11 protein-coding genes are annotated in these 15,893 nt (G+C 74.1%); 6 read left to right on the top strand and 5 right to left on the bottom strand.

The window, feature by feature from the left end; all coding sequences use genetic code 11:
- From AR3_RS26660 to AR3_RS32455, 3 genes are all read right to left on the bottom strand, one after another.
- The coding region (locus AR3_RS26660) for a sulfite exporter TauE/SafE family protein (RefSeq protein WP_245637930.1) at nt 1-436 on the bottom strand (436 nt) is incomplete at its 3' end.
- Nucleotides 437-574: 138 nt separating this feature from the next.
- A complete protein-coding gene (gene cysC, locus AR3_RS26655) occupies nt 575-2,098 on the bottom strand; it encodes an adenylyl-sulfate kinase (RefSeq protein WP_067918031.1) in 1,524 nt (507 codons plus the stop codon).
- Between the two features lie 130 nt (nt 2,099-2,228).
- A complete protein-coding gene (locus tag AR3_RS32455) occupies nt 2,229-3,167 on the bottom strand; it encodes a class I SAM-dependent methyltransferase (protein ID WP_227022945.1) in 939 nt (312 codons plus the stop codon).
- A gap of 346 nt (nt 3,168-3,513) precedes the next feature.
- Between AR3_RS32455 and mfd the strand changes: the two genes are divergently transcribed.
- The 6 genes from mfd to AR3_RS26620 all read left to right on the top strand — a co-directional run bounded on the left by mfd (nt 3,514) and on the right by AR3_RS26620 (nt 13,878).
- Complete coding sequence (mfd, locus tag AR3_RS26645; protein ID WP_067918029.1) at nt 3,514-7,008, top strand: transcription-repair coupling factor; 3,495 nt, start codon at nt 3,514-3,516, stop codon at nt 7,006-7,008.
- Nucleotides 7,009-7,091: 83 nt separating this feature from the next.
- Nucleotides 7,092-7,760 (top strand): hypothetical protein, encoded by a 669-nt coding sequence (locus AR3_RS26640; protein ID WP_067918027.1) that lies wholly within the window; start codon nt 7,092-7,094, stop codon nt 7,758-7,760.
- Between the two features lie 2 nt (nt 7,761-7,762).
- Entirely contained in the window at nt 7,763-8,818 is a 1,056-nt protein-coding gene (locus AR3_RS26635) for a nucleoside triphosphate pyrophosphohydrolase (protein WP_067918023.1), read from the top strand.
- 70 nt (nt 8,819-8,888) lie between these two features.
- On the top strand, nt 8,889-11,258 hold the full coding sequence (locus AR3_RS26630) for a penicillin-binding protein (RefSeq protein ID WP_227022946.1): 2,370 nt from the start codon (nt 8,889-8,891) through the stop codon (nt 11,256-11,258).
- Between the two features lie 62 nt (nt 11,259-11,320).
- Entirely contained in the window at nt 11,321-13,162 is a 1,842-nt protein-coding gene (gene nhaA, locus AR3_RS26625; RefSeq protein ID WP_083952071.1) for a Na+/H+ antiporter NhaA, read from the top strand.
- A 167-nt stretch (nt 13,163-13,329) separates the two neighbouring features.
- On the top strand, nt 13,330-13,878 hold the full coding sequence (locus AR3_RS26620; RefSeq protein WP_067918021.1) for an RICIN domain-containing protein: 549 nt from the start codon (nt 13,330-13,332) through the stop codon (nt 13,876-13,878).
- A 174-nt stretch (nt 13,879-14,052) separates the two neighbouring features.
- Here the strand turns inward: AR3_RS26620 and AR3_RS26615 are convergent, their stop codons facing one another.
- Complete coding sequence (locus tag AR3_RS26615) at nt 14,053-14,961, bottom strand: ABC transporter permease (RefSeq protein ID WP_083952067.1); 909 nt, start codon at nt 14,959-14,961, stop codon at nt 14,053-14,055.
- Complete coding sequence (locus AR3_RS26610) at nt 14,951-15,760, bottom strand: ABC transporter ATP-binding protein (protein ID WP_067918020.1); 810 nt, start codon at nt 15,758-15,760, stop codon at nt 14,951-14,953. Before AR3_RS26610 ends, AR3_RS26615 begins: the two co-directional genes overlap by 11 nt.
- Between the last annotated feature and the right edge of the window lie 133 nt (nt 15,761-15,893).

Here is a 15,893-nt window from a genome sequence, read left to right as displayed (position 1 = left end):
CGGCGGTGCGGCGCTCGCCCGCGCCGCGCCGCGCCGCCCGGTCGGCCAGCGCCATGGAGCCGCGCGCGATCAGCCCGGCGGCCGCCAGCAGCAGCGCCACGCCCATGGCCTTCTGGATGACGCGCTGCACGTCGTCGCCGTCGCCGAGGGCCCGGGCCACCAGCACGCCGCAGAACGCGGCGGGCACCGAGCCCGCGCACAGCCACCCCACCAGCGGCAGGTGGATGGTCCCCCGGCGGTAGTGCACGGCGCTGCCCACCGGTTTCATCACCGCCGCCGCGACCAGGTCGCTGGAGACCGCGGCCAGCGGACTGACGCCGAAGAACGTCACCAGCATCGGCGTCATCAGGGCGCCCCCGCCCATGCCGGTCAGCCCGACGACGACGGCGACCACGAAGGAGCCGAGCGCCATCGTCCAATCGAAGTCCATCAGCATGACCTACCGGGTATATCTGGAAAGCCGAGAAACCAGCCTAGACGGCCCGACGGGATGTGCGAAGAGCAGGGGGGCGGAACGTCCTGCCGAAAAGGCCGTGGTCTCCGGCGGTGACGCTGTCGGCGCTGTTACTCGGTGTTACTTGGGCGGTTGCTCGGGACGCACCCAGCCGCCCCGCACCAGCAGGTCGAGCACCCGGCCCACGGCCTCGTCGGGCTCCATCCCGGTGGTGTCGAGCACGAGGTCGGCGCCCCCGTCGACGTCCGGGTCCGGCTCCTCGTACGGGTCGGAGATTCCGGTGAACTCGGGGATGAGCCCGGCCCGGGCCTTGGCGTACAGGCCCTTGCGGTCGCGCCGCTCGCACTCCTCCAGCGGCGTGGCCACGTGCACCAGGACGAAGTCGCCGACCGCCGACACCATCCGGCGCACCTCGGCCCGGGTGGCGGCGTACGGCGCGATCGGCGCGCAGATCGCCACCCCGCCGTGCCGGGTGATCTCGGCCGCCACGAACCCGATGCGGCGGATGTTGAGGTCCCGGTCGGCGCGGGAGAACGTCAGCCCGGCCGACAGCAGCCGCCGCACCACGTCCCCGTCCAGCAGGCTGACGGTGCGGCCGCCGCGTTCGATCAGGGCGTCGGCCAGCCCGCGCGCCACGGTCGACTTGCCCGAGCCCGACAGCCCGGTGAAGAACACCGTCAGGCCCCGCTCGTGCTTGGGCGGGCGCGCCGCGGCCAGCTCCGCCGCCACCGCCGGCGGGGTGAACCAGTCGGGGATCGGGTCCCCCCGGTCCAGCAGCTCGCCGAGCTGTTCGGGGGTGAGCTCCGCCTGGACGTGGTCGGGCTCGATGCGGGCGACGGGGCGCCACACCTCCACGTCGGCGTCGTAGGCCCACGGCTCGGGCACCACCACCGGGATCGGGGCGCTCTCGGCGATCTTCTCGGCGGTCTCGCCCTGCGTCTCGTCGGCCAGCAGGTGGGTGGCGCCGTAGGCGGCGGCGACGTGCGCGCGCAGCAGCAGGTCGCGTTCCCCGTCGACCTCGCGCGGCGGCAGCGGCACCGGCACGACCTGCGCGCCGTCCGGAAGCTCCCGGCGCACCGCCAGCAGCGCCCGCACCAGGGACTCGTCGTGTCCGCCGCCCAGCAGCGGCAGCGCCAGCACCCGCGCGCCCAGCTGCTCGGCCACCTGCCGCGCCTGGCCGAGCTGCTTGCGGTGCAGCGGCTCGCGGGTGGCCACGGCCAGCAGCGGGCCGTCGGGGCGTTCCAGCTCGTCGGGGCGGCGGCGCAGCCGGTGGAACGGTCCGTGCGCGGGCGCCCGCACGGGTTCCAGCGGGCCCGCAAGGCGCCATCCGCGCGTGGTGGGGTCCTGCCACGCCTCGGCGACGTTCAGCACGGCCAGCGGCACGCCCTCGGGGTCCTGCAGGACGAGCCGCTCGTGGCCGGTCAGCTCCTCGGGCACCGCGAGGGTGACCGGAACGGGCCACGGCGTGCCGTCGGCCAGGCGACCTCCGGCGATCACCATGGCGGTGTCGAAGGAGCCGAGGAATCCGGTGAGCGGGGCGTAGGCCCCGGCCAGCAGCAGTTCCAGATCGGCCAGTTCGACTGTGCCCGGCGTGTATGCGGGCAGATCGCGCAGCGTGTCGGGAAGGCCCGTCTCGGCGGTCACGCGGTCTCCGATCCTGCCCGGGCGGGGAACCGGGCCGACGCAGGTCAGTCAGGGGGTTCCGCGAAAAAATCTACCGAGCGCGCACGGTGTGCGCACCTCGGCCCGCCGCGGCCGGGCCGGGCGCCCGCGGTCAGATGACCCGCGCGAAACGGTTCTCCGGCTTGCGGATGACCAGCGTGACCTCGCTGTGCTCGGCGGTGAGCCGCCCGCGCGACAGGGTGGCGATCAGCCGGCACAGCCCGCCGACGAGGCCGGTCCCGGCCCCGAGCGCGTCCAGCGAGGCGCGGGTGGCGTACTCCTCGGCGATCACCAGGCCGCGCATGACGCAGTACCAGCGCATGCCCTGCCGGGACGCGACCTTCTCGTACACGGCGGGCGGCGGCATCCCGACCTCCGGGGCGCGCCCGCCCGCGTCCGCGCGCCGGGCGCGCCGCCGCGCGGCCGTCTCGGACGCCGCGGCGCCGCCCGCCTCCGCCTCCGGGGCGTCGGACGCGGCCGCGTCCGACCGGTCGGCGGCCTCGCCGGGGGCGTCCGCGTCCTGCCGCCGACGCGCCGCCCCGGCGGCGAGCGCCTCAGGGGCCAGCAGCAGCTCGGTCCGGCCGTTCCGGGCCAGGCGGCGCCACAGCGGGTCCCGCAGCCACCGGGGCAGCCGGCGGTCGAGGAAGCCGAACGCGGTGTCGCGGTCGCGCAGCCGCACCAGGAGCAGCCCGCCGGGCTTCAGGGCGGCCACGAAGCGGTCCAGCACCAGTTCGGCGTGCGGCACCCGCTCGATGAGGAACGGGGCGTGCACCACGTCGTAGGCGCGCGGCGGCATGGGCACGGTGCGCAGGTCGCCCAGGTGCCATTCGTCGAGGTCGGTGCGCCCCGCGGTGTGCGCGCGCAACGCCGGGGCGTCCATGTCGACACCGGTGACCCGATGCTCGCAGTCGCCCAGGTCCAGGCCCCGCCCCCATCCGCATCCGGCCTCCAGGATGTGGACGGGCCGCAGCGGCCGGTCGTGGGCGTACTGCCGGACGCGTTCGGAGAACAGATCACCATCGTTGAGCGGCGGCGTACGCAGATCGGTCACAATCTCGCAGCGTAACCGCGCGACTGCGCACTGTCTGCTATTTGCACCTTCTTGGAATGCCGCATGCGGTGAGGCGACCAACCTCGCGGGCGGGCGGCGCGTCCCGCCGCGGCCCCGCCCCCGATGTTGGCGGCTCCAACGATCCCGGCATGGTCCGTACGGGACGGTATGAGGGCGCGTAGGCTGATAGGGCGCTCCGGGGTCCAGAGGATTCCCGGGGCTTCGGGCTGCCCCGCGGCGGGCCGTCCGCCGGCGGGGGGCCGGGCGGGCGCCGGGCCAGGCGGCGGGATCTCTTCAAAGGCGGGGCGGGGCCGCCACCGCAAGGAGCATCGACGAGCGGGCGAACATGACGCTTTCTGGACTTGTTGACCTGGCGTGCGGCGATCCGGACCTGGGCGCCGCGCTGAAGAACGCGCGCGTCGACCGCGACGTGGTCGCGCCGCCCGCGCTGTGGCCGATCCTGGCCGCGGCCCTGGCGCGCCGCACCGCCGACGGGGGAGTGGTGCTGGCCGTCACCGCCACCGAACGCGAGGCCGAGGACCTGGCGTCCGCGCTGACCAGCCTGCTGGACCCCGACCGGGTCGCGTGCTTTCCGGCGTGGGAGACGCTCCCGCACGAGAAGCTGTCGCCCCGCTCGGACACCGTCGGCCGGCGCCTGGCCGTCCTGCGCCGCCTGACCCACCCCGACGCCGGCGACGGCGCGGGCGGGCCCCTGGGGGTCGTGGTCACGCCCGTGCGGGCGGTGCTGCAGCCGATCGTGGCCGGGCTCGGCGACCTGGAGCCGGTGCGCCTGCGGCCGGGCGACGAGGCCGAACTGGACGACGTCGTCCGCCGCCTGGCCGACGCCGGATACACCCGCGTCGACCTGGTCGAAAAGCGCGGCGAACTGGCCGTGCGCGGAGGCATCCTCGACGTGTTCCCGCCCACCGAGGAGCACCCGCTGCGCGTGGAGTTCTGGGGCGACACCGTCGAGGAGATCCGCTACTTCAAGGCCGCCGACCAGCGCTCCCTTGAGGTGGCGCAGGACGGCCTGTGGGCGCCGCCGTGCCGCGAGCTGCCGCTGACCGAGCGGGTGCGCGAACGGGCCAAGCTGCTGGCCGAGGAGCACCCGGCGCTGGAGGACGTGCTCACCCGCATCGCCGACGGCGACCCGGTCGAGGGCATGGAGGCGTTCTCGCCCGTCCTCGCCGACCGGATGGAGCTGCTCACCGACCTGCTTCCCCAGGGGTCGCACCTTCTGGTGTGCGAGCCGGAGCGCATCCGCGGCCGCGCCGCCGAACTCGTGCGCACCAGCCAGGAGTTCCTGGAGGCCAGCTGGGTGGCCGCGGCGGCAGGGGGAGAAGCCCCCATCGACCTGGGCGCGGCCGCCTTCCGCTCGTTGGAGGAGGTTCAGCGGCACACCGCCGAGCTGGGGCTGACCCGATGGACGGTCACCGCCCTGACCCCCGAGGGCGAGGCGCTCAACCTCGGCGTGCACGCGGCCGAGGCGTATCGCGGCGACACCGCCCGCGTCATGGGCGACCTGAAGAGGTGGACCGGCGACGGTTGGCGGGTCGTCCTGGTCACCCCCGGCCACGGCCCCGCCGAACGCCTCGCGCAGCTCGTCGGCGAGGAGGGCATCGGCGCCGCCCTCACCGACCTGGCCGAACCGCCCGCCCCCGCCCTGGTCAGCGTCTCCACCGGCCTGCTGGAGCACGGCTTCACCTGGGACTCGATCAAGCTCGCCGTCGTCACCGAGGCGGATCTGTCCGGGCAGAAGGCGTCCACCAAGGACATGCGGCGCATGCCGTCGCGGCGGCGCGGCGGCATCGACCCGCTGCAGCTGCGCGCCGGCGACTACGTCGTCCACGAGCAGCACGGCGTCGGCCGGTACGTGGAGATGGTCAGCCGCACCGTGCAGGGCGCCACCCGCGAATACCTGATCCTGGAGTACGCCAAGGGCGACCGGCTGTTCGTCCCCACCGACCAGCTCGACCAGCTGACCCGGTACGTCGGCGGCGAGTCGCCGTCCCTGCACCGGCTGGGCGGCGCCGACTGGCAGAAGGCCAAGTCGCGGGCGCGCAAGGCGGTCCGGCAGATCGCGGGCGAGCTGATCCGGCTGTACTCGGCGCGCATGGCCAGCCCCGGCCACGCGTTCGGGCCGGACACCCCCTGGCAGCGCGAGCTGGAGGACGCCTTCCCGTACGTGGAGACGCCCGACCAGCTCGCCGCCATCGAAGAGGTCAAGGCCGACATGGAGCGGCCCGTCCCGATGGACCGGCTGATCTGCGGCGACGTCGGGTACGGCAAGACCGAGATCGCGGTGCGCGCCGCGTTCAAGGCGGTGCAGGACGGCAAGCAGGTCGCGGTGCTGGTGCCGACCACCCTGCTCGTCCAGCAGCACCTGTCGACGTTCTCCGAGCGGTTCGGACCGTTCCCGGTGGTGGTCAAGCCGATCAGCCGGTTCCAGAGCGACGCGGAGGTCGAGGAGACCCTGCGCGGGCTGGCCGACGGCACGGTGGACGTCGTCGTCGGCACGCACCGCATCCTGTCGTCGCAGACCCGCTTCAAGGACCTCGGCCTGGTGATCATCGACGAGGAGCAGCGGTTCGGCGTCGAGCACAAGGAGGAGCTCAAGCGGCTGCGCACCCAGGTGGACGTGCTGGCCATGTCCGCCACCCCGATCCCGCGGACGCTGGAGATGGGGCTGACCGGCATCCGGGAGATGTCGACGATCCTGACCCCGCCCGAGGAGCGGCACCCGGTGCTGACCTTCGTCGGCCCGTACGACGACAAGCAGATCGCCGCCGCCATCCGCCGCGAGCTGCTGCGCGACGGCCAGGTGTTCTTCGTGCACAACCGGGTCCGGTCGATCAACCGGGTGGCCGCCAATCTGGCGCAGCTGGTCCCCGAGGCGCGCATCGCGGTCGCGCACGGCCAGATGAACGAGCACGAGCTCGAACGCGTCATGGTGGACTTCTGGGAGAAGAACTTCGACGTCCTGGTGGCCACCACGATCGTGGAGTCCGGTCTGGACGTGCCCAACGCCAACACCCTGATCGTGGACCGCGCCGACATGTACGGCCTGGCGCAGCTGCACCAGCTGCGCGGACGCGTCGGCCGCGGCCGCGAACGCGCCTACGCCTACTTCCTCTATCCGCCCGAGACGCCGCTGACCGAGACCGCGCACGAGCGCCTGGCCACCCTCGCCCAGCACACCGAGGCCGGGGCGGGCATGTACGTGGCGATGAAGGACCTGGAGATCCGCGGCGCGGGCAACATCCTGGGCGCCGAGCAGTCCGGGCACGTCGCCGGCGTCGGGTTCGACCTGTACGTGCGGATGGTCGGGGAGGCGGTGCGCGAGCTGAAGGAGGGCGGCGCCGTCGAGGAGACGCCCGAGACCAAGGTGGAGCTGCCGGTCGACGCCCACCTGCCGCACGAGTACGTGCCGGGCGAGCGGCTGCGGCTGGACGCCTACCGGCGCATCGCCGCCGTCACCTCCGACGACGAGGTCGCGCAGGTGCACGAGGAGCTGCGCGACCGGTTCGGCCCGCCGCCCGAGCCGGTGCGCAACCTGCTGGCGGTGGCGCGGTTCCGGGTGCGGGCGCGCAAGGCCGGGCTGACCGAGGTGGCCCTGCAGGGCAACTTCGTCAAGTTCGCGCCGGTGGAGCTGCCCGACTCCAAGCAGGTGCGGCTGCAGCGGCTCTACCCCAAGAGCGTGCTCAAGCCCGCCGTGCGGACGCTGCTGGTGCCGGTGCCCAAGACCAAACCGCTGGGCGGCCGTCCGCTGCGCGATCAGGAGCTGCTGAAATGGGCCACGGACCTGGTCGAGGCCCTGTTGCTGGAGCCGGCCCGGGCCTAGGCTGACCAAGATCGGATTCTGTAGGGGAACGCAAGAGGATCGAGGATTTCCGTGCTCGGTACAACCGTGAAGGCGGTGCGGCCGTGAGGGCCGCCGGGGCGGTCAAGGCGGCGGCGCTGGCGGCGGCGGCCGCGGCCGTGCTGGCGGGCTGCGGCGGCGCTCCGCCCAAGGCGGGGGCGGCCGCCCTCATCGGCGACGACCGCATCAGCACCGCCGCCCTGAACGGCGCGGTGCGCGACTGGCAGCGGCAGTTCCGCGCCGACCCGATCGCCAACCAGATGCGCGCCGCCCCCGGCGGCCCCGACCAGCAGCTGGCCGTGGAGCTGTCGGAGTCGGACATGCGCGGCGCGCTCACCATGCTCATCAAGTTCCGCGTCGCGGACGAGGTGGCCCGCCGCAACCGGCTGGCGATCAACGAGGGCGCGGTCGACCGCACCGTCGGCGAGCTGGACCGCCGCGGCGGCGCCCGCTCGGTCACGCTGGCCTACGGCCTGCCCGCCCGCTACACCCGCGACCTGGCCCGCTACCTGACCGTCCAGGAGCAGCTCGCGACCCGGCTCGGCGCCGACCCCGCCGACCCGCGCGGGCCGCGCAGCACCGCCGCGTACCGCGGCGTCGTGGACCAGTTCGTCCGCACCGCCGCCGACATGGACATCCGGGTCAACCCGCGGTTCGGGTCGTTCGACCCGCGGCAGGTCGCCATCGAGCCGGTGCGGCAGCGTCTGTCCGCTCCCGAACCGGGGACCCGCTGACCATGAGCCTGACCCTGCTGGCCACCACGCACCGCGTCGCTCCCGGCCTGCTGACGTGGAAGGCGTGGGACACGCTGCGGTCGGCCGATCGCGTGCTCGCCCCGGCCGGCCACCCGCTGCTGCCGTACCTGCGGGAGGCGGGCGTGCGGCCGGAGGAGGTCGCCGAACCCGACCCGGCCGCCCTGGTCGAGGCCGCCCGCGCCGCGCAGGTGGTGTGGGTGGCCGCGCCCGAGGGCGACGAGGCGCTCATGCGCGAGATCGGCCAGATCGTGGTGGACGGCGCCGGGGGCGGGGGGCCGTCCCCCCGCCCCGGGCAGGACCCGCCCACCGTCGAGGTGCTGCACGGCTCCTACGACCTGCCCGGCGCCCGGCTGCTCGACCTGGTGTCGGTCATGGACACGCTGCGCCGCGAATGCCCGTGGGACGCCAAGCAGACGCACGCCTCGCTCGTGCCGTACCTGCTGGAGGAGGCCTACGAGGTCGCCGACACCGTCGAGGACGGCGACCTCGGCGCGCTGCGCGAGGAGCTCGGGGACGTGCTGATGCAGGTGGCGTTCCACGCCGCGGTGGCCGCCGAGCGCACCGACGAGACCCGCTTCACCATCGACGACGTGGCGGGCGCGATCGTCGACAAGCTGGTGCGCCGCCACCCGCACGTGTTCGGCGACGTGACGGTGTCCGGCGCCGACGAGGTCAACGCCAACTGGGAGCAGATCAAGGCCGCCGAGCGCGCCGCCAAGAACGGCGGCGAGGCGTCGGTGCTGGACGGCGTGCCCATGGGCCAGCCGGCGCTGACCCTGGCCGCGCAGCTGCAGCGCCGCGCGGAGCGCGCCGGCGCCCCGCCCGAGCTGTTCGACCTCCCCGAGCCGCCCGCGGAGGAGCAGCCCTCCGTGTCCCCCGGCGACGCCGGGGAGGAGAGCGCCCTGGGGGCGCGCCTGTTCCGGCTGGTGCGGGAGAGCCGGGCGCAGGGCCGTGATGCGGAAGCGGAATTGCGTGCCGTCTGCAGGGTATTCCGCGATCGTGTCAAGGCATGGGAGCGGACGCGGGCGGCCGAGTGACCCGTCCCCGCCGCGGAGCGAGATCCCGCCGGGGGTGGTGAGCCGCGGTCGCCGCGTCTACTCTTGGCGCGTGCTGGGAGGCTCCCGTGGCGGTACCGCGAAGAGCGCGGCCGCCGCGCGCCTGCGGGCCGTCCGGCGCCTGGGCGGGCTCGGCGCGCTGGCGGGCGTGCTGGTCGCGCTGATGCTGCTGCCCCCCGTGTGCGCCGCGGGAATGGGCGCCCGCGACGCCGCGCGCTGGTTCCAGGAGGAGCCGGACGACCTGGACGTGTCCGGCGTGCCGCAGCGGTCGCGGATCCTGGCCGCCGACGGCTCGCTCATCGCCACGTTCTTCACCCAGAACCGGATCGACGTGCGGCTGGACCAGATCGCGCCGGTCGCCCGCCGGGCCGTGCTGGCCATCGAGGACAGCCGGTTCTACGAGCACGGCGCCCTGGACTCCCAGGGCACCCTGCGGGCGCTGGCCAGCAACCTGTCGTCCGGCGAGGTCACCCAGGGCGGCTCCGGCATCACCCAGCAGTACGTCAAGAACCTGCTGATCACGCAGGCGGAGAACGCCGAGGAGCGGCGGGCCGCCCAGGAGATCACCGCCGCCCGCAAGATCCGCGAGCTGCGGTACGCGGTGGCGCTGGAGAAGCGGTTCTCCAAGGACGAGATCCTGCGCCGCTACCTCAACATCGCCTACTTCGGCGACGGCGCCTACGGCATCGAGGCGGCGTCCCGCCACTACTTCGGCAAGCCCGCGGCGCGGCTGGAGCTGCACGAGGCGGCGCTGCTGGCCGGGGTGATCCGCTACCCGCACGCCTACGACCCGACCCGCCGCCCGGCGGCCGCGCGCGAGCGCCGCAACGTCGTGCTGCGCCGCATGGCCGAGCTCGGCTGGGTCGACGACGCCGCCGCCGAGGCCGCCGCGCGCCGCCCCCTGGGCCTGCGCGTCAAGCGGACCCCCAACGGCTGCGTGGTCAGCAAGGCCCCGTTCTTCTGCGACTACGTCCAACGCGAGATCCTCACCAATCCCGTGTTCGGCCCGACGCGGAAGGCCCGCGAACGGCTGCTCAAGCGCGGCGGGCTGACCATTCACACCACCCTGGACCCGCAGACGCAGCGGGCCGCGCAACGCGCCGTCGACCGGCACGTCCCCCCGACGAACTCCGCCGGCAAGGCCGCCGCCGAGGCGCTCGTCGAGCCCGGCACCGGCGCGATCAGGGGCATGGCCGTCGACCGCGACCTCGGGTCGGACCGCGAACGCGGCAAGACGTGGATCAACTTCGCCGCGGACGCCAGCCACGGCTCGAGCATCGGCATGCAGGCCGGCTCGACGTTCAAGGTGTTCACGCTGGCCGCCGCGCTGGAGGACGGCATGCCGTTCGGCACCCGCCTCATGGCGCCGCGCTCCTTCGTCCCCACGGGCTACCGCGACTGCAAGGGCCGCCGCGTCGGCGACACCAAGCCGCTGCGCAACGCCGCCGACGGCGAGGGCGGCCGCGAGTTCAGCCTGGTCACCGGCACCCACCACTCGGTCAACACGTTCTTCCTGGCGCTGCAGCGCCGGGTCGGGCTGTGCGACACGGTGAAGATGGCCGAGAAGCTGGGCATGCGGCAGGCCAACGGCGAGCCGCTGGAGCAGTACCCCTCCTTCACCCTCGGCTTCAACCCGGTGTCGCCGCTGCGGCTCGCCGCCGCCTACGCCGCGTTCGCCGCCCGGGGCCGCTACTGCGAGCCGATCGCCATCACGAAGATCACCGACGCGCAGGGCCGGGAGCTGAAGGTGCCGCCCGCCCGCTGCGAGCAGGTGATCGACGAGGGCGTCGCCGACGCGGTCAACCACGTGCTGCGCGGCGTGCTGACCCGCGGCACCGCGCGCGGGATGGGCATCGGCCGTCCCGCCGCCGGCAAGACCGGCACCGTCGACGGCTTCTCCGCCGCCTGGTTCGCCGGGTACACGCCGGACCTGGCCGCGGCGGTGTGGGTGGGGGACCCGCGCGGCGGCTACAAGCACCCGATGACCGACCTGTGCATGAACGGCCGCTGCTACGGCGCGGTGTACGGCGCCACGATCCCCGCGCCGATCTGGCGCGACACCATGGTCGGCGCGCTGGCCGGACGCCCCGCCTCCTCGTTCGTGCGGCCGCCCGCGCGCTTTTTCAGCCGGGGCAGCGGTGAGCTCGACCGGGCCCCGGACGTGCGCGGCATGCGGCTCGGCGCCGCGCTCGCCCGGCTGCGCGAGACCGGGTTCCGGGCGCGCCTCGGCTCGGCCGTGGCGTCCGACGTCTACCCGCCCGGCACGGTGGCGAGCATGTCGACCGGCCCGGACGGCACCGTCATCCTGCGCGTCAGCCGCGGCGGCGACGGCCCGCGCCGCGACTCGTGGCCGTTCCGCGATCCCGAGTCGCCCCGCGACGTGGCCGACGACGGGGCGGGACGCGCCGGAACAAGTCCCTGACGTGCGTGGTTGTAGCCCGCGATGGGTGGGGGCATGACGCGCGAACGGCCGGGGCGGCGCACATGAGCGAGATCTCGATCGCCGCACGGGCGGTGCCGCCGGGGCTGCGGTCGTTCCTGCGCACCGAGGTCGGCGGCACGAGCGTGCTGCTGGCGGCCACGATCGCGGGGCTGCTGTGGGCCAACTCCCCGTTCGGCGACACCTACGAGGCGTTCTGGCGCACCGAGCTGGCGGTGCGGGTCGGCGGGCACACCGCCGCCCTGGATCTGCGGGACGTCGTCAACGACGGGCTGATGGCGCTGTTCTTCTTCGTCATCGGCCTGGAGGTCAGCCGCGAGGTCCGCATCGGCCAGCTGCGCGACCGCCGGCTGGTCGCCGTGCCGGCCGTCGCCGCGCTCGGCGGGATGGCGATCCCCGCGCTCGTCTACACCGCGTTCAACGCCGGCGGCCCCGGCGCCGCGGGCTGGGGCATCCCGCTGGCCAGCGACACCGCGTTCGTCCTCGGCGTGCTGGCGGTGATCGGCAGCCGCTGCCCCGAGCCGCTGCGCGCCTTCCTGCTCACCCTGGCCGTGGTGGACGACGTCGGCGCGATCCTGGTCGTCGCGGTCTTCTACACCGAGTCGCTGTCGGTGGTCGCGCTGCTCGTCGCCGTGCTGCTCACCGGGCTGATCGTCGCGGCGCGCTGGCTGCGGCTCTGGCGCGCCCCGGCCTACCTGCTGCTCGGCCTCGGCGTGTGGGCCGCGATGCTGGAGAGCGGCGTCCACCCCACGCTCGCGGGCATCCTGCTCGGCGCCCTGGTCGTGGTGTACGCGCCCAGCGGGTACAAGATGCTGCGGGCGAGCGAGCTGCTGCGGGAGCTGTCGCGCGACCCCACCCCCGAACTGGCCGTCGAGGCGGGGCGCACGGTCCAGCGCACCGTCTCGGTGAACGAGCGGCTGCAGCTGCTGCTGCACCCGTGGACCAGCTACGTCATCGTCCCGATCTTCGCGCTGGCCAACGCGGGCGTCCGGCTGGACGGCGACGCGCTGCGCGCCGCCGCCTCCTCGCCGGTCACGATCGGCGTGGCCGTGGGCCTGCCGGCGGGCAAGTTCCTCGGGATCGTCGTCGGCACCTGGCTGCCGCTGCGGCTCGACTGGGGCGCCCTGCCCGGCCGCCTGGTGTGGGGGCAGGTGCTCGGCGGCGCGGCCGTGTCCGGCATCGGCTTCACGGTGTCGCTGTTCATCACCGATCTGGCGTTCGCCGACGACCCGGCGCTGCAGAGCCAGGCCAAGATCGGCATCCTGGCGGGGTCGCTGCTGGCGGCCGGGTTCGGCTGGGTGGTGTTCCGCCTGGCGTGGAATCGCGGCGCCGTGTGCGCGTCCCCGAGCCGCGAGGCGGACATCCCGGTGGAGGCCGAGCCGTTGCCGCCCGTCACCGACGCCGACCACATCCGCGGTCCCGCCGACGCGCCGGTCACGCTCGTCGAGTACGGCGACTACGAGTGCCCCTACTGCGGCCGCGCCCATCCGATTCTGGAAGAGCTGCGCGAACGCTACGGCGACCGGCTGCGCATCGTCTTCCGGCATTTCCCGCTGTCGGAGGTGCACCCGCGCGCGATGGCCGCGGCCCTCGCCGCCGAGGCCGCGGCCGACCAGGGCCGCTTCTGGGAGATGCACGACACGCTGTTCCGCAACCAGCTCGCCCTGTCCGACTCCGATCTCACGGCCTACGCCGACTCGATGGGCGTGTCCCTGTGGACCGACGTCGAACGCCACCGCCGCCGCATCACCGCCGACATGGAAGGCGGCGAACGCAGCGGCGTGGGCGGCACCCCCACGTTCTTCATCAACGGGGAGCTGTACGAGGGGCGGCATGAGGTGGACGCCTTCAGCGCCGCCATCGACGCCGCCCTCGACAAGGTTTAGGGAGTTCCCGCGCAGGTGAGGGGGCTTCCGCCGCGGCGGGAGTTGGCTACCTCTCGCGCAAGAAGGTTGTGGCCTGGACAACTCTGCACACCTAGAGCGACGAGATGATTACTTGAGGTAGTCCGATGGAGATCGGGCGCGACATCCGTTCACCTGAGAGGTGTGCCATGCGTTTCCCCCTGACCAGCCCCGCCGGTCCCGTCACGGCGCGCCGCGGCCTGGCGGCGGCGGCCCTGCTCGCGCTCGTCACGCCCCTGACGAGCCCCGTCGCCGACGCCTCCGAGACGAGCCGACTACGGAACGCGCACCGCGTGAGAGTCGTGACGTTCAGCGACAAGTGCCTGGACGTCAGCGGCGGCGTCGCCGCCAGCGGGACGCCGATCATCCAGTACTCCTGCCAGGGCTCGGCCAACCAGCGGTTCTGGCTGGTGGCCGCGGACGGCGGCCGGTACGAGATCCGCACCCTGCACGACAAGTGCCTGGACGTCGCCCGGGAGAGCGCCAGGGACGAGACCGCGATCATCCAGTACGCCTGCGACGGCACGGCCAACCAAAAGTTCCGGCTGCGGCGGGTGCGCAACGGCCGGTACGAGATCCGCACCCTGCACGACAAGTGCCTGGACGTCCGCGGCGCCAGCACCGCGAACAACGTTCCGATCATCCAGTACCGGTGCCGGGGCACGGCCAACCAGCGCTTCCGCTTCGACAGCGTCTAGGGTTCGACAGCGTCTAGGGACGCCCCGGGGCGGGGCGTCGGCGGCCGCGTGCCCGGGCGACCGGCCGCGCGGGCCTGGGGCGGGATCGCGCGCCCCAGGCCCGCCCCCACCGCGCACGGCGGGCGCGTCCGGGTCGCGGCGGCGCGGGCCGTGCTCCTGTGCCGGCGGGCCCGGTCAGTCGACGTCCATGCCCCAGCGGGTGCGCAGCGCGCGGTCGGCCACGCCGAAGAGCTGGTCGATGACGACGCCGATGATCAAGATCACGATCATGTAGGAGATCATGTCGGCGGTGTTGTTGAGCTCGCGGGCCTGCGACAGCAGCACGCCCAGCGAGGTGGTGTCGCCGATGATCACCAGCAGCTCGCCCGCCATCAGGCTGCGCCAGGCGAAGGCCCAGCCCTGCTTGAGCCCGGCGACGAACGACGGCAGCGAGGCGGGCAGGATGAGGTGCCGGTACAGCAGCAGGCCGCGCAGGCCGAGCACCTTGCCGGCCCGCAGCAGGATCGGCGGGGTGTAGTCGACGCCCGCGATCAGCCCGTTGGCGATGGACGGGCTCGCGCCCAGCACCACCACGAACAGGATCGCGCTCTCGCTGAGCTGGAACAGCAGGATCGCCAGCGGGAACCAGGCGATCGACGGCATCGTCTGCAGCCCGGTGATCAGCGAGCCGAACGCGCGCCGCAGCACGAGGAACCGCGACACCAGCGCGCCGACCAGCACGCCGATCACGATGGCCACCGAGAACCCGACCAGCGCCCGCCGCATGGTCAGCGCGACCGCCTCCCAGAACCGGCCGCTGGTGACCTGGTCCCAGAAGATCGGCAGGGTGTCGGCGGGCCCGGGCAGCACCCACGGGTCCTTCCAGCCGCTCCACACCACCGCCTGCCAGAACGCCAGCGCGATCGCCACGGCCGTGAGCATCGGCCACAGCGCCGACCACAGCCGCGCCAGCGGCCCGCGGCGCGCGCCCGCGGCCAGCTCCAGCGCGTCCAGCCCGGCGATCTGCCGCTCCAGCGCGGGATCGCCGGCCGCGGCGCCGCCGGCGCCGGGGTCCGGTGCGTTCGTGCGGGTCTCAAGCGCCATGGCGGCCGACCTCCTCGCGCAGCCGGTCGGTGATCTCGCCGGCCAGCGCCGCCACCGGCGCGGCGTCGATCCGGCGGGGGCGTGCGATGTCGACCGGGAACTGCTCCACCACCGTGCCGGGACGGCTGCTGAGCAGCACCACGCGGTCGCCGAGCCGGACGGCCTCGCGCACGTTGTGGGTGACGAACAGGACGGTCAGCCCGCGCTCTCGCCAGATCCGCTCGATCTCGTCGTGCAGCAGGTCGCGGGTCATCGCGTCGAGCGCGCCGAACGGCTCGTCCATCAGCAGCAGGGTGCCCTGGCCGCCGTCGGTCTCGTCCACCGTCAGGGCGAGGGCGCGGGCCAGCGCGACCCGCTGGCGCATGCCGCCCGACAGCTGGTGCGGGCGCTTCTTCTCGAATCCGCTCAGGTGCACCGAGGCGAGCAGGGCGGAGGCGCGCTCGCGCCGCTCGGACCTGGGCACGCCGCGCATCTTCAGCGCCAGCTCGATGTTGGCGGTGACGGTCAGCCACGGGAACAGCGCCGGCTCCTGGAACATCAGCGCCACGCGGGCGCCGCCGGTGTCGATCGTGCCGGCCGTCGGCGTGTCCAGGTCGGCGATCAGGTTGAGCAGGGTGCTCTTGCCGCAGCCGGACGCGCCCAGCAGGCAGACGAACTCGCCGGGCGCGACCTCCAGGGACACGTCGTCGAGCGCGAGCAGGGCCGCGTCGCCGCTTCCGAACGCTTTGGAGACGCCGCTCAGCCGGACCGCCGCGGGCGCTGGGGTCCGGCTGAGGGCGGCCGTGGCGGCCTGAGTCATTTGTCGCTGACCTGTGCCTTCCCGCTCGCCTTGAGCACCTCGTTGAGCGGCCCGAGGTCGTAGAGGCCGTCCAGGTCCACCGGCTCCAGCAGACCGACCTCCTCGGCGTGCTCGGCGCCCTGCGCGAGCGACG

The sequence above is a fragment of the Actinomadura rubrobrunea NBRC 15275 genome (assembly GCF_001552235.1).
Taxonomy (GTDB): Bacteria; Actinomycetota; Actinomycetes; order Streptosporangiales; family Streptosporangiaceae; genus Spirillospora; species Spirillospora viridilutea.
Note: the sequence above shows the minus strand (reverse complement) of the source record. Positions and strands in the feature narration are given on the sequence as shown.